The sequence below is a fragment of the Halosimplex marinum genome, assembly GCF_051414075.1.
GTDB classification, from domain to species: domain Archaea; phylum Halobacteriota; class Halobacteria; order Halobacteriales; family Haloarculaceae; genus Halosimplex; species Halosimplex marinum.
Map to the genome: position 1 here is coordinate 279230 of NZ_JBLKNY010000003.1, position 15034 is coordinate 294263.

Here is a 15034-nt window from a genome sequence, read left to right on the forward strand (position 1 = left end):
GCTCCCGACGGACCCCGCGACACTCCCCGACGCCGTCACTCTATCTTGCCGAGCGCCGCGAAGAAGTCCAGCGGCGGGCCGGCGATCCGGACCGGCCGCGCCGCGCGTTCGAGCGTCACCTGCGCGGGCACGTCGAGTTCCCGGCGCGCGCGGCCGTCGCTGACGACGAACCCGCCGTCGGCGTCCTCGACGCGGACGGTCACCGTGCTGTCGGCGTCGACCGCCAGCGGCGGCATCGACTCCTCGGCGCACATCTCCGTGAGCACGAGCGTCGACACGCTCGGGTGGACGAGCGGTCCGCCCTCGCTGAGGTTGTAGGCGGTGCTCCCCGTCGGCGTCGCCACCAGGACCCCGTCGGCGTGGCCGCTGGTGTACAGCGACCCGTCGACGCGCACCTCGACGGCCGCGCCGCCGCCGTGGCCCCTGCGCGGCCCCTGGACGACCACCTCGTTGAGCGCCGGCGGCAGCGACCACCCCTCGCCGCTCGCCTCGACGCGCGGCATGTCCCGCGTCTCGACCTCGCCCCGGTCCTGGTACTGTTCGACTTCCGCCGTGACGGCGTCGACGGCCTCCTCCGGCGGGACGGCGTTGAGAAAGCCCACCTCGCCGAGGTTGACCCCCATGATCGGCGTCGAGCCGGCCGCGCGGGCGGCGAACAGGAACGTGCCGTCCCCGCCGATGCTCACCACCAGGTCGCAGTCGGCCAGCTCGTCGACGGGGACGCCCAGCTCCGAGGGGTCGGGGTGGTCGCTCGGCCACGCCGCGGAGTCGTCCGCGGACTCCTCGTCGACCGCGACGGCCACGTCCATCCCGACCAGCCGCTCGTACAGGTCCGCGACGATCCCCGCGGCGCGGCGGTTGCCCCGCTGGCCGACGATTCCGACTCGCATTGGCCGCCGATTCGCGTTCCTCCCCAATAAACGACCCCTTCGGCGGCCGGCGGCCGCCGGCCGGACGACCGCGCGCTCTGACGGCCGGAGCGGTCGAATCAACTCCGATAGCTGGCGGACAACATTAATACCGCGGGAGACGCACCTTCACCGCATGAGTACCCCGGAGTCCGGGGAGGCGGACGGATGAGCGACGACGCGGACGACGACTGGTTCGAGGACGCGCTCCGCGACGAGGAGTCCGCGGAGACGGCCGACGGCGGGGACGAGTCGGCCGGGACCGACTCCGTCGGGGAGTCCGCCGACGACACCGCCGGGGAGTCCGCAGAGCCCGCCGCCGGCGACGATCGGTCGGCCGGAGCGTCCGAACCCGACGACCCGTTCGACGGCACCGAGAGCGGGTTCGCTGGCTCCGACGCCGAGGAGGGCTTCGACGATACCGGCGGTGCGGGCGGGTTCGGCGACGAGGGCGGGCTCGACGGGTCGGACGGCGACGGCGTCTTCGGCGGCGACACGAGCCCGTTCGGCGACAGCGGGACCGCCGGGAGCGCGTTCGGCGACACCGGGAGCGCCGACGAGGGGGCCTTCGGCGGCGGCGACGGCGGGGAGGGAGACCTCTTCGAGGACGACTTCGGCGACGCGATGGGCGGCGTGGGCGGCGGCGACGCCGACTTCGAGGACGAGGACTTCGAGTCGAACATCCCCTGCCTCGACCTGGGTATCGAGGGGCTCGACAACATGGTCCAGGGCGGCATCCCGCTGCGCCACCTCATCGTCATCGTCGGCGGCGCCGGGACCGGCAAGACCACCTTCGGCCTCCAGTTCCTCCAGCACGGCCTGGAGAAAGAGGACACCGACCGCGGCGTCTTCATCACCCTCGAACAGACCTACGACGACATCATGGCCACCGCCGAGGAGCGCGGCTGGGAGTTCGAACGCCACGAGCGGGAGGGGAACCTCGCCGTCATCGACCTCGACCCCGTCGAGATGGCCAACAGCCTCGACAACATCCGCGGCGAGCTCCCCGAGCTCATCGAGGACTTCGACGCCGACCGGTTCGTCCTCGACTCGGTCTCGCTGCTGGAGATGATGTACGACGACGTGTCCCGCCGGCGCACCGAGGTGTTCGACTTCACCCAGAGCCTGAAAGACGCCGGCGTCACCACCGTCCTCACCAGCGAGGCCAACGAGGACAACCCCTACGCCTCCCGCCACGGCATCATCGAGTACCTCACCGACGCCGTGATCCTCCTCCGGTACGTCCGCTCGGAGACCCAGGAGACCCGCCTCGCCGTCGAGATCCAGAAGATACGCAACGCCAACCACTCCCGAGAGACGAAACCCTACGAGATCACCATGAACGGTATCTCGGTGTACGAGCAGGCCAATATTTTCTGACCATCTTTTTCGACCGGGGATTCCCTCGGCGCACGGACCGCGCCTGCGGGGACTGCGTGGCGGCTACGCCGCCACGTCACTCGGTCGCGGGCACAGCCAGCGACCCGACCCCGGTGCAAAAACGTGGTGAAAAAGGCCGGACGCAAGCGAGCGAAGCGAGTGCGCCGTCCGGCGTTCTCGTGAGCGTAGCGAACGAGAACTCGTCGGAGCTTGCTCTGACGGTGTTTTCCCCCACGTTTTTGCGTCGAGGGTCCCCGCAGCGCGCCTCCGGCGCGCGAGGGACTCCCCGCTGGAAAAAGTGGATTTGCAACGCGAACTGAACACGAAACCAGAACCCAGCCAACGGCTAAGGGGCCGCCGTGCGAACACGGGGGTATGTTCGACTCCGACGACCTCGCGGCCATCCGCGAGGGCAAGGAGGAGTGGGAGGCCGAGACCCGGGGACCGACGGTCGACCGCTTCGGCGAGCGGAAGGACACGTTCGAGACCGACACCGGCGGTCAGGAGGTCGAACCCCTCTACACCCCCGCGGACGTGGCCGACCTGGACTACGAGGAGGACCTGGGCTTCCCCGGCGAGGAACCGTACACCCGCGGGGTCTACTCGACGATGTACCGCGGCCGGCTCTGGACGATGCGCCAGTACGCCGGCATGGGCACCGCCAGCGAGACCAACGAGCGCTTTCAGTATCTCATGGACGAGGGGCAGACCGGCCTCTCGATGGCGTTCGACCTGCCCACCCAGATGGGCTACGACTCCGACGCCGACATGGCCGCCGGCGAGGTGGGCAAGGCGGGCGTCGCCATCGACTCGCTGCGGGACATGGAGACGGTCTTCGACGGCATCCCATTGGACGAGGTGTCCACGTCGATGACGATCAACGCCCCCGCGAGTGTTCTGCTGGCCATGTACATCGCCATCGGCGACCAGCAGGGCGTCGACCGCGAGGAGCTCCGGGGAACGATCCAGAACGACGTGCTCAAGGAGTACATCGCCCGCAACACCTACATCTTCCCGCCCGAGCCGTCGATGCGCATCATCACGGACATCTTCGAGTTCTGTGCCGCGGAGGTCCCCAACTTCAACACCATCTCCATCTCGGGGTACCACATCCGCGAGGCCGGCTCGACGGCCGCCCAGGAGATCGCCTTCACCCTCGCCGACGGCATCGAGTACGTCGAGGCCGCACAGGACGCCGGCCTTGCCGTCGACGAGTTCGCCCCGCAACTCTCCTTTTTCTTCGCGTCCTACAACAACATCCTCGAAGAGGTCGCGAAGTTCCGCGCGGCCCGGCGGATGTGGAAGGAGATCATGGAGGAGCGGTTCGGCGCGGAGAAGCCCGAGTCCAAGCAACTGAAGTTCCACACCCAGACCGCGGGGTCGACGCTGACCGCCCAGCAGATCGAGAACAACGTCGTCCGGGTGGCCTACCAGGCGCTGGCGGCGGTGCTGGGGGGCACCCAGAGCCTCCACACCAACGGCAAGGACGAGGCGCTGTCGCTCCCGACCGAGCAGTCCGTCCGGACCGCCCTGCGGACCCAGCAGATCCTCGCCCACGAATCGGGCGTCGCAGACACCATCGACCCGCTGGGCGGCAGTTACTACGTCGAGTCGCTCACCGACGAGGTCGAGGCCGAGGCCCGGGAGATCATCGACGAGGTCGACGCCCGGGGCGGGATGGGCGAGGCCATCGAGGACGGCTGGGTCCAGCGGCAGATCCAGGACGTGGCCTACGATCGCCAGGAGGAGATCGAGAACGGGGAGCGGATCATCGTCGGCGTCAACGAGTACACCGTCGAGGAAGACGCCCAGGACCCCGAGATCGAGGAGATCTCCGAGGAACAGGAACGGGCGCAGGTCGAGCGACTGGAGTCGGTCCGGGAGGAGCGCGACGACGAGGCCGTCGACGCGGCGCTGGCGGCCCTGTCCGACGCCGCCGCGGGCGAGGAGAACCTCATGCCGTACATCGTCGACGCGGTGAAGGCGTACGCGACGACCGGCGAGATCTGCGACGCGCTGCGCGAGGAGTTCGGAGAGTACCAGCCCGGAGCGGCGATTTAGGCTGGCTTTGATACGGATTATTGCAGGTCAGTCCGGGATCGACCGCACGCAGTCGTGCGGTCGACCCGGGAAACGCTTGCAATAATCCGTATGAGTCCCCGTTCGCACGAACGTGGCCCCTCGTCCGGTCGTCATCTGGAGAGCCCGAACGTTCGATGCAGGGGAACTGTTGCGGTGAGCGGTTGCGGTGCTGTCGGCGCGCGCTGGAGCGCGCTTTCATGCGCGCGACCGTAGCCGCGCGAGGTCTTCCCGAACTCGTGAGAGAAGGCTCGTCAGAGCTTGCCTCTGACGGTGGATGAGGCGCGCAGGAGCTTGCGACGAGCAGCGAGGGACCTCCGGTCCCTCGGGCCGTGCGGGCGACGCTCGGGTCGCCCGCAGACATCGAATCGGCCGGGGAGGTTCGTGGCCCGTTGCGGTGCGGTCGCGGTGTCGTGCTGTGCTGTTCCTGGCGGACTGAACGGGCGAGACGCGCTCGCGTTCATCTCAGTCGCCTGAGCGCCCCTACCCGAGCGGAGCGAGGGTATGTCGCTCAGCGACCGCGAGCGCGTCGAGGGCTTTCACCGCCTGCTGTCTCCTGAGGTCATTCTCGCGCGACTTCATTTCACCATACGTTCGACAGAAACCACTGATACACTCGTACCCGCTCCGGACCACTACCCGAATCCGGTGCGGTCACAGTTCGCGACCGCGTAATCGAAGTTTCCAAGAGCGTCGGGCGGGTGCGTCACAGTATGAGCACGGACGACGCCGACGGAGACGGGGAACCTGCGGCCCGCACGGAGCGGTTCGCGGACGTGCCCGACCAGTACGACCCCGACGCGGTCGAGGACCGGGTGTTCGACTACTGGGACGCCGTCGACGCCTACGAGCGAACCGTAGAGCACCGCGCCGACGGCGAGGACTACTTCTTCGTCGACGGCCCGCCCTATACTTCGGGTGCGGCCCACATGGGCACCACCTGGAACAAGACGCTGAAGGACTGTTACATCCGCTACCTCCGCATGCAGGGCTACGACGTGACCGACCGGCCGGGCTACGACATGCACGGCCTGCCCATCGAGACCCGCGTCGAGGAGCGGCTGGACTTCGAGAACAAGAAGGACATCGAGGCGTTCGGCGAGGACGCCTTCATCGAGGAGTGCAAGGAGTACGCGAACGAGCAGCTGGAGGGCCTGCAGGAGGACTTCAAGTCGTTCGGCGTCTGGATGGACTGGGACGACCCCTACAAGACGGTCGAACCCGAGTACATGGAGGCGGCGTGGTGGGGCTTCGAGAAGGCCCACGGGCGCGGCCTCGTCGAGCAGGGCCAGCGCTCGATCTCCCAGTGTCCCCGCTGTGAAACCGCCATCGCGAACAACGAGGTCGAGTACGAGGACGTGGAGGACCCCTCCATCTACGTCAAGTTCGACCTCGAAGACAGGGACGGCTCGCTGGTCATCTGGACGACGACGCCGTGGACCATCCCCGCCAACACGTTCGTCGCGGTCGACGGCGAGGGGGAGTACGTCGGCGTCGACGCCGAGAAGGGCGGCGAGACCGAGCGGCTCTACGTCGCCGCGCCGAAGGTCGAGTCGGTCCTCTCAGCGGGCCGCTACGACGACTACGAGGTCGTCGAGGAACTGACCGGCGAGGATCTGGTCGGCTGGACGTACGAACACCCGCTTCGCGAGGAGGTCCCCGACGCGCCGGGCAGCGAGGGCGCGCTCGAAGTGTACACCGGCGACTACGTCGACACCGAGGGCGAGGGCACCGGCCTCGTCCACTCCGCGCCGGGCCACGGCGAGGAGGACTTCGAGCGCGGCACGGAACTGGGCCTCGACATCTTCTGTCCGGTGGGCGCCGACGGCATCTACGACGAGACGGCCGGCGAGTACGCCGGCGAGTTCGTCAAGGACGCCGACCGCGATATCATCGCGGATTTGGACGACAACGGCGCCCTGCTCGCCGAGGAGACGACGACTCACAGCTACGGTCACTGCTGGCGCTGTGACACCGGGATCATCCAGATCGTCACCGACCAGTGGTTCATCACGATCACCGACATCAAGGACGAACTGCTGGAGAACATCGAGGACAGCGAGTGGTATCCCCAGTGGGCCCGCGACAACCGCTTCCGGGACTTCGTCGAGGACGCCCCCGACTGGAACGTCTCCCGCCAGCGCTACTGGGGCATCCCGATCCCGATCTGGATCCCGGAGGACTGGTCCGGTGAGATGGACGACGCCATCGTCGTCGGCGACCGCGAGGAACTCGCCGAGCGGGTCGACCAAGACATCGACCCCGAGTCCGTCGACCTGCACAAGGACACCGTCGACGACCTGACGATCACCGAGGACGGCGTCGTATACGAGCGCGTCCCGGACGTCTTCGACGTGTGGCTGGACTCGTCGGTCGCGACGTGGGGGACCCTCGACTACCCCGAAGACCGGAGTCGCTTCGACGACCTGTGGCCGGCCGACCTCATCATGGAGGCCCACGACCAGACCCGCGGGTGGTTCTGGTCGCAACTGGGCATGGCCACCGCGGCGATGGGCGAGATCCCCTACGAGCAGGTCCTGATGCACGGCTACGCCAACATGCCCGACGGCCGCGGGATGTCCAAGTCCAAGGGCATCTTCGTCGACCCCCACGAGGTCATCGACGAGTACGGCGTCGACCCGATGCGGCTGTTCCTCCTGTCGGTGACCGCCCAGGGCGAGGACATGAACTTCTCGTGGGACGAGACCCAGGAGATGCAGCGCCGGCTCAACATCCTCTGGAACGTCGCCCGCTTCCCGCTGCCGTACATGCGTGCCGACGACTTCGATCCGGAGGCGACGACGCTCGACGACGTGGCCGACGACCTCGAACTCGTCGACGAGTGGGTGCTCTCCCGACTCCAGAGCGTCGAGGCGGAGATGACCGACGCGATGGACGACTTCGAGAACGACCGGGCGGTGAACGCGCTCATCGACTTCGTCGTCGAGGACGTGTCGCGGTTCTACATCCAGGTCGTCCGCGAGCGGATGTGGGACGAGTCCGACTCGCCGAGCAAGCGGGCCGCCTACGCCACCCTCTACACCGTCTTGGAGGAGGTCGCCGCGCTGTTCGCCCCCTTCGCTCCCTTCGTCGCCGAGGAGGTCTACGGCTCGCTCACCGGCGACGCCGGCCACCCGACGGTCCACATGTGCGACTGGCCCGAGCCCGACCGGGTGTGGCGCGACACCGCGCTGGAGCGGGACATCGAGGTCGTCCGCGAGGTCGAGGAAGCGGGGTCGAACGCCCGCCAGCAGGCCGAGCGGAAACTGCGCTGGCCGGTCCAGCGGGTCGTCGTGGACGTCGACCCCACCGGCGACGGGGGCGACGCGGCCGACGCGGCCGAGACGGTCCGGCGCCGCGCCGACCTGCTGGCCGACCGGCTCAACGCCCGCGCGGTCGAGGTCGTCGGTCCGGACGGCGAGTGGGGCGAACTCACCTACTCGGCCGAGGCCGACATGAGCCTGCTCGGCCCCGAGTTCGGCGACGACGCGGGTCGCGTCATGGGGGCGCTCAACGACGCTCGCGTCGCCGAGCCGACCGTCGGGGCGCTGGAATCCGCCGTCGCCGACGCACTCGGTGAGTCGGTCGCCCTCGACGAGGAGATGGTCGAGTTCGTCCGCCACACCCCCGACGCCGTCGCCGGCGCGGAGTTCGCCGCACTCGACAGCGAGGGGGTCGTCTACGTCGACACCACGCTCACCGAGGACATCGAGTCGGAGGGCTACGCCCGCGAGGTCGTCCGCCGCGTCCAGGAGATGCGCAAGGAACTGGAGCTGGACATGGAGGAGTCCATCCGTCTGGAGTACGCGGTCCGCGACGACCGCGTGGCCGACCTCGTGGCCGACCACGCCGACCTGATCGCCGACGAGGTCCGCGCGACCGAGGTCGGCGACGTGGCCGACGGCCACCGCAAGACCTGGGAGGTCGAGGGGGTCGAAGTGGAAATCGCGATCGCGCCCGTCGCGGCCGCGGAAGCGTCCGACTGACGCTCTCCGCCCGGAACCACGGTTCGGCGACGAACCCGACGTGAGATAGGTTCGCGTGCCGCCCAACCGCTTTTCACCCGGTGCCGAGAAACGCCGTCCATGAGACGCGACGACGTCGCCGCCGCCCTCCGCGACGACCACGAGCGCGACGGCTACCTCCGCCCCGACTACGACGGCTACTGCTTCGGCAACGTCGGCCCGACGGTGACCGACCTGTTCGGCGTCGATACCGGACGACGGCTCCCCGGGGACGTGTTCACGGGCGTCGACACCGACGTTTCCCACGTCGTCCTCCTCGTCGTCGACGGGTTCGGCCTCGACCGCTGGCGGACCGACGCCGACCGCTACGAACTCTTCGACGCGCTGGACACCCACGGGACGGTCACGCCCCTGACCTCCGTGTACCCCTCGGAGACGGGGTCGGCTATCCCCACGCTACACACGGGCCGGACGCCCGCCGAACACGGGATGCTCGGCTGGGAGTGGTACGACCCCGAAGTCGGCGCGGTCGTCCAGGGGCTCCCGTTCACCACGAAAGGCGACGGCGACTCCGCGACCGACGTGCTGGACCCGGCGGACCTGTTCACGGGCGACCCGATATACGACGCGCTCGCGGCCGACGGCGTCGGCGTCCACGCCGTCCAGCCGGAGTCCATCGCCGGCAGCCCCTCCTCGGAGGCGATGCTCGGCGCCGCCGAGGACCACCCCGCCGCCAACGCCGCCGAGATGGCGCTGGAGGTCCGCCGGACGCTCGAATCGGCGGACGGCCCGACGCTCTGCTACGCCTACTTCGGGATGGCCGACGCGGTCGCCCACTCCGCCGGCACCGACTCGGCCGACCACCGCGCGCAACTCGGCGCCGTCGCCGACGCCGTCCAGCGCCAGCTCGTCGAGGGGCTCGACCCCGAGACGGCCGCCGAGACGCTCCTGCTGGTGACCGCCGACCACGGCCTCGTCGACACCGACCCCGACGACTACGTGGACGTCTGCGCCGTCGACGGCGTGGCCGACTCGCTACGGACCGACCCCGACGGCGACCCCGTCCCGCCGGTCGGCAGCCCCCGGTCGGTCCACCTCCACCTCGACGGCGCTCCGCCCGACCGCGTCGCCGTCGCCCTCGACGAGGAACTCGACGCCTTCGTGACGACCGGGGAGGCGGCGCTCGCCGACGGCCTGTTCGGTCCGGACCCCTGCGAGCGGGCGCGCCGCCGCGCGGGCGACGTGGTCCTCAGCCACCGCGACCGCACCGCCTGGTACGACGACGAGGACCACCTGGGCCACGTCGGCAACCACGGCGGGCTCCACCCCGAGGAGATGCTCGTCCCCTTCGCCGCCGCTCGCGTCGACGCCCTCCGGTGATCGGAACGAAAACACGTCGACTGCGGCGCGACCTGTCGCCGCTGGAAGAGAATTCTTCGAGTATCGCAACCGCTTTTGGCCAGTATCGCAGACGCTCGACCAGTGACAGACACCGGGAAGCAGTTGCGCGCGCTCTACTTCACGCGGTTCGCGAGCGCGTTCGGGCTCATCACGCTGCTGACGCTGCTGTCGGACTTCATCGAACAGCTCGGCGCCGAGGGGTTCGTCCTCGGGCTGTTCGCGACGGGGTTGACCTTCGCACAGGCGGTCGGGATTGTCCCCATCTCGTGGGCGGCCGACCGCTACGACAAGCGGACGGTCCTGCTCGGCGGGATCGGGCTGGCGTCGGTCGTCTACTTCGCGTTCGCGTTCGTCGAGACGAGCTGGCAGTTCATCGGCGTCCGCGCGTTCCAGGGCATCGCGGCGACCGCCGGCGGGCTGATCGCGCTCGCGCTGGTCGGCGACCTCGCGCGGGAGTCCGAGCGGGCCAACACCATCGGGACCTCCAACTCCTGGCGGTTCGCGGCGGCCATCGGCGGGACGTTCTCGGCCGGCGCGCTCTACGACGCCTTCGGCTTCGACGCCGTCTTCGCCCTGCTGACGGCCATCTCCGGGATAGCGTTCGTCGTCGTCTGGCTCTGGGTCGAACCCGACGACACGCGGATCCGCGGCTTCCCGTTCAGCGACCTGGCGTTCAACAGGCGGCTCCTCACGATGACGAGCTTCCGGGCGCAGTACGCCGTGGCGGTGACGCTCGTCCGGACGTGGGTGCCCATCTACGCCGGGCTGGAGGCCGCCTCGGGCGGCCTCGGGTTCGAGGCGACCGTCGGCATCTCGGTCGTCATCGCCGCCGAGAAGTTCACCAACATGATCAGTCAGCCGTTCACGGGCAGCCTCTCGGACCGCTTCGGCCGGGCGCGGTTCGTCTTCGTCGGCGGGCTCTTCTACGGGGCCGTCGCCGTCGTCGTGCCGTTCACGCCGGCGATCGGCGGCGCGCTCGGGCTCCCGTCGGTCTACCCCGTCCTCGGCCACCTCTCGACGGGCTTCCTCCCGCTGGTCGCACTGAACGCCCTGCTCGGCTTCGCGGATTCGATCCGCGAGCCCGCCAGCATGGCGCTGTTCGCCGACGAGGGGAAAGGCCAGGGCGTCGCCTCCAGTTTCGGCGTGCGCGACCTGGTCTGGCGGCCCGGCTCCGTCCTCGCGCCGCTGGCCGGCGGCTGGCTGACGAGCAACGTCGGCATCGACTGGGTGTTCTTCCTCGGCGGCGCCTTCGCCTTCACCGGCGTGTTCGCCTTCCTCGGCATCCTCTCCTACAATCACGGCCGCGACGCGCTCGCTGCGTGGTGACGAGGATTCGGTAGGGCGATCGGAATCGGTACCGCGACTGCCGCTACTCCTCCCGCGAACAGCGTGAAAGCCCCCGGCCGCTCGTCGTCGGGGCGGCGACGAGCGGCCGGCCCCTTTCATTCCCGCCCGTGTCGGCCGGTCGGTCAGTCTGTGCGGGCGGGAATGAAAGGGGCCGCGCGCTGCGGGAAGACGGGCGCAGTAAGTGACGCGAGACCGAAGGTCTCGCTAATCTGAGGGCATCGCCCTCAGACACTGGAACGAGCGAAGCGAGTGAAGCGCGCAGCAAGCCCCTCGACCGCAGCGCGCGGGGGCTTTCACGCTGTTCTCGGGACCGATCACGAGAGCGCCCGAGTCGCTCGCTGCGGTCGCGACTCTGCTGTCGGAAGGTCAGATCCACAGGTCACCGACACCTACCCACGACCGCAACGTACACGGCGGCCCCCGACCACGGACACACCATGTCACCGACGGTCCACGCGCTGCGCAACGAGATCCGCGTCTCGGTCGGCCGCTTCGAACGAGAGGTCTCCAGCGCCTTCACGAAGGAGGCGCTCGCGGCCATCTGCGACGCCGTCGACGCCGATATCGACACGGACAGCCAGCCCTCGAAACCGGCGATGCGGACGGCGATCCGCGAGGCAGTCGACGGGCTGGACGGCGACGGCGAGGACAGCGGCGACTCGTTCAGGAAGGCGGACCTTCAGGCGATAGCGGAAGCGTTGCGGGACGACGAGCAGTAACCCCGCGACGGCGACGGTCGCTCAGAACTCCCGGACCATCACGAGCGCGTCCTCGCCGTTGGAGTAGTAGCCGGGGAGCCGGCCGCGGCGTTCGAAGCCGAACCCGCGGTAGAGCCGCCTGGCCGTGTCGTTGGACTCCCGGACTTCGAGTTTCACCGAGCCGACGCTCTCGGTCGCGAGGACGGTCAGCGCCCGCTGGAGCAGCCGGCGACCGACACCCTGCCCGCGACACTCCTCGGCGACGGCGATGTCCTTGATGTGCCCGAGCGAGTCGCCGTGCTCGGGGACCACGTCGGCGACGACGTAGCCGACGACGCGGCCGTCGTCGCCGACCGTCGCCGTCTCGCGGGAGTCGGCGTCGTCGCGGACCTGCGCGACCAGGAAGCCGGGCTCGTCGAGGAAGCGCTCGAACGCCGAGAACGGCCACGGCTGGGGGAACGCCTCCTGCTCGATGTGGAAGACCGCGAGCAGGTCCGCCCGCTCGGCCTCCCGGACGTGTACGTCCGAGCCCGCCTCCTCGTCCGCTGGGACGGTCGTCACTACCGCCGGGTAGGCGACGGCCCTACAAATGTCTACTGCCGGCCGACGAGTCCGCTGGCGAGGCACAGCCCGAGGGACGCCGATCCCTCACGAAAAACCACGCGACCCCGCGGTGATCAGAAAATTCTTAACCGCGACCTACCCACCGGCGAACGCACCCGCGATGGGTGCCACCCCACCCTCCCCACCCCACCCACTCTCTTTCCGTTTCCCCGGTTCGACTGATGGTTCCGACTGCCAGATCCGACTCGGGCCGACGTACCGCAATATCGCACCAGTCAGCAGGTTCGGAGGCTGTCCGGATCGGTCGTCAGGTGCTCGTAGTCTTCGACGGCCGCCTCGCGCCGGCGCTCCACCGATCGCATCTCTTCGGGATTATCGTGATGATACGTGAGCGCCCTGTACACGTCGGCTACGTCGAGGTCGTGGCGGTCGGCGACCGTCCGCGGGTCGAGCCCGCGGTCCTCGACCTGCGTCTTGACGAACCGGACGGTCGTCCGGCGGCCTTCGAGATGGGGCTCGTCGTGGAGTTCGTGGACGATCCGCCTCGTGACCTGGCTCATACCTGCTACTTGCTCGCCACCGTACTTGAACGTCCGGCTCCGCGGCGCCGCCGCTCGGCGGGTAGCGCGCGAAAGAATGCGAAGGTGTGGCGAGCCGGTCAGTCGTCGGCGGTCGCCGCGCCGTCACCGGACTGGTGCTGCTGTTTGACGTGGCTGAGCTTGCCGCCGTCGGCGAGGATCTCCCGTTCGCGCTCGGAGGCGTCCAGGTGGGCGGTGGCCTCCCAGTCGTCGTTGACGCGGACGGTGAACTCCTCCCGGCCGGAGCGGACGGCCTCGGCCAGGTCGTCGACGATCTCGACGGTGTCGCCCTGGTCGATGTCCTCGTAGGTGTCCTCGTCGATCGTCAGCGGGACGATGCCGAAGTTGAAGAGGTTCGCCTTGTGGATGCGGGCGAAGCTCTGGGCGAGGACGGCCTCGATACCGAGGTACATCGGGCACAGCGCCGCGTGCTCGCGCGAGGAACCCTGGCCGTAGTTCTCGCCGGCGAGCAGGACGCCGCCGTCGGCCTCCATGGCCCGGTCGGGGAACGTCTCGTCGACGCGGGTGAGCGTGAACTCCGAGAGTTTGGGGATGTTCGACCGGTACATCAGCACGTCGGCGTTGGCGGGGCTGATGTGGTCGGTCGTGATGTTGTCGGGCATCTTCAGCAGGATCTCGCCCGACAGGTCGGAGGCGAGCGGGTCCTTCAGCGGCACGTCGCCGATGTTGGGGCCCTTGATGAGCTCGTCGTCGACGGCCTCGTCGGGCGCGATGAGGTCGGACTCGCTGGCGCCGACGTAGTTGTCGCCCAGCTCGAAGCCGGGGTCCTCGAGGTCGCCGAGCTCGTCGGCCAGGTCGCGCGGGTCGACGATCTCGCCCTTGAGGGCGGCCGCCGTGGCGACCTCCGGCGAGCAGAGGTAGACGGAGTCGTCCTCGATGCCCGACCGGCCCTCGAAGTTGCGGTTGAAGGTGCGCAGCGACACGGAGTCGGAGGCGGGCACGTGGCCGTTGCCGATACACGCGCCGCAGGTCGCCTCGGAGAAGTTGACGCCGGCGGCCATCATCTCCGCGGTCCAGCCCTCGCGGGCCAGCATCTCGGAGGCCTGCTTGGAGCCGGGCGCGACGATCATCTCGGTCGTCTTCGCCGTGTTGCGGCCCTCCAGCATCTTCGCCGCGGGGAGGATGTCCTCGTAGGCGCCGTTCGTACAGGAGCCGATGATGACCTGGTCGACGTCCGTGCCCGCGACCTCGCGGACGGGCACGATGTTGTCGGGCATCGACGGCTCGGCGATCAGCGGCTCGAGCTCTGACAGGTCGACCGTGATCTCGTCGTGGTACTCGGCGTCCTCGTCGGGCGCGACCTCCTCGTAGTCCTCGGGGCGGCCGACGGCTTCGAGGTACTCCTCGGTCTTCTCGTCGGTCGGGAAGATCGAGGAGGTGGCACCGAGTTCGGTGCCCATGTTGGTGATGGTGGTCCGCTCGGGCACCGAGAGGCTCTCGACGCCGGGGCCGGTGTACTCGAAGATCTTGCCGACCCCGCCCTTCACGGAGAGGCGACGGAGCAGCTCGAGGATGACGTCCTTGGCGGTGGCCCACTCGGGCAGTTCACCCTCCAGGCGGACGTTGACGACCTCGGGCATGTCGATGTAGTAGGCGCCCCCGCCCATCGCGACGGCGACGTCGAGGCCGCCGGCGCCGATGGCGAGTTCGCCCAGGCCGCCGGGGGTCGGCGTGTGGCTGTCCGACCCGAGCATCGTCTTGCCCGGCGCGGCGAAGTTCTCCTTGTGGACGTTGTGGCAGATGCCGTTGCCCGGCCGCGAGAAGTGCGCGCCGAACTTGCCGGCCGCCGACCGCAGGAAGCGGTGGTCGTCCGTGTTCTTGAAGTCGAACTGGTAGGTCTGGTGGTCGCAGTACTGCGCGGCCACTTCGGTCTGGACATTGTCCAGATCGAGCGCGTCGAACTGCAGCCAGACGAGCGTTCCCGTCGTGTCCTGCGTCAGGACCTGGTCGATCTCGATCCCGATCTCCTCGCCGGGCTCGAGTTCGCCCTCGACGAGGTGGTCGTCGAGGATCTTCTCGGTGAGTGTCTGTCCCATAACGTCCCACAATGGCACACGAGCGGATATAAAACCCGCGAGTCGCCGCGAGTGTTG

General features: G+C 69.0%; 10 protein-coding genes. 6 read left to right on the forward strand and 4 right to left on the reverse strand.

All coding sequences use genetic code 11. From position 1 onward, the window contains the following. Nucleotides 1–35: 35 nt before the first annotated feature. Nucleotides 36–890 carry an NAD(+)/NADH kinase gene (locus tag ACMGFI_RS02370; protein WP_436907052.1) on the reverse strand — a complete coding sequence of 285 codons (855 nt, stop codon included), beginning with the start codon at nucleotides 888–890 and terminating at the stop codon, nucleotides 36–38. A 186-nt stretch (nucleotides 891–1076) separates the two neighbouring features. On the opposite strand from ACMGFI_RS02370, the gene ACMGFI_RS02375 reads away from it, so the two are divergent. The 6 genes from ACMGFI_RS02375 (at nucleotide 1077) to ACMGFI_RS02400 (ending at nucleotide 11799) form a co-directional block, all read left to right on the forward strand. Next, nucleotides 1077–2288 carry a KaiC domain-containing protein gene (locus ACMGFI_RS02375; RefSeq protein WP_436907053.1) on the forward strand — a complete coding sequence of 404 codons (1212 nt, stop codon included), beginning with the start codon at nucleotides 1077–1079 and terminating at the stop codon, nucleotides 2286–2288. A 375-nt stretch (nucleotides 2289–2663) separates the two neighbouring features. Next, nucleotides 2664–4349, forward strand: coding sequence for an acyl-CoA mutase large subunit family protein (locus ACMGFI_RS02380; protein ID WP_436907054.1), 1686 nt, complete (start codon nucleotides 2664–2666; stop codon nucleotides 4347–4349). A 731-nt stretch (nucleotides 4350–5080) separates the two neighbouring features. Beyond that, nucleotides 5081–8353, forward strand: a complete 3273-nt coding sequence (ileS, locus tag ACMGFI_RS02385; RefSeq protein WP_436907055.1) for an isoleucine--tRNA ligase — start codon at nucleotides 5081–5083, stop codon at nucleotides 8351–8353. 99 nt (nucleotides 8354–8452) lie between these two features. Continuing rightward, the gene (locus ACMGFI_RS02390) at nucleotides 8453–9712 is read left to right on the forward strand and encodes an alkaline phosphatase family protein (protein ID WP_436907056.1); all 1260 of its coding nucleotides are present in this window, start codon (nucleotides 8453–8455) and stop codon (nucleotides 9710–9712) included. A gap of 102 nt (nucleotides 9713–9814) precedes the next feature. After that, complete coding sequence (locus ACMGFI_RS02395; protein ID WP_436907058.1) at nucleotides 9815–11059, forward strand: MFS transporter; 1245 nt, start codon at nucleotides 9815–9817, stop codon at nucleotides 11057–11059. 458 nt (nucleotides 11060–11517) lie between these two features. Next, nucleotides 11518–11799 (forward strand): hypothetical protein, encoded by a 282-nt coding sequence (locus ACMGFI_RS02400; RefSeq protein WP_436907059.1) that lies wholly within the window; start codon nucleotides 11518–11520, stop codon nucleotides 11797–11799. A gap of 21 nt (nucleotides 11800–11820) precedes the next feature. Here the strand turns inward: ACMGFI_RS02400 and rimI are convergent, their stop codons facing one another. The 3 genes from rimI to ACMGFI_RS02415 form a co-directional block, all read right to left on the reverse strand. Further along, nucleotides 11821–12339: a ribosomal protein S18-alanine N-acetyltransferase gene (gene rimI, locus ACMGFI_RS02405; RefSeq protein WP_436907060.1), complete on the reverse strand. Its 519-nt coding sequence runs from the start codon at nucleotides 12337–12339 to the stop codon at nucleotides 11821–11823. A 278-nt stretch (nucleotides 12340–12617) separates the two neighbouring features. Then, nucleotides 12618–12902 carry a DUF433 domain-containing protein gene (locus ACMGFI_RS02410; RefSeq protein WP_436907061.1) on the reverse strand — a complete coding sequence of 95 codons (285 nt, stop codon included), beginning with the start codon at nucleotides 12900–12902 and terminating at the stop codon, nucleotides 12618–12620. 98 nt (nucleotides 12903–13000) lie between these two features. Next, nucleotides 13001–14977: an aconitate hydratase gene (locus ACMGFI_RS02415; RefSeq protein WP_436907063.1), complete on the reverse strand. Its 1977-nt coding sequence runs from the start codon at nucleotides 14975–14977 to the stop codon at nucleotides 13001–13003. Nucleotides 14978–15034 lie beyond the last annotated feature (57 nt).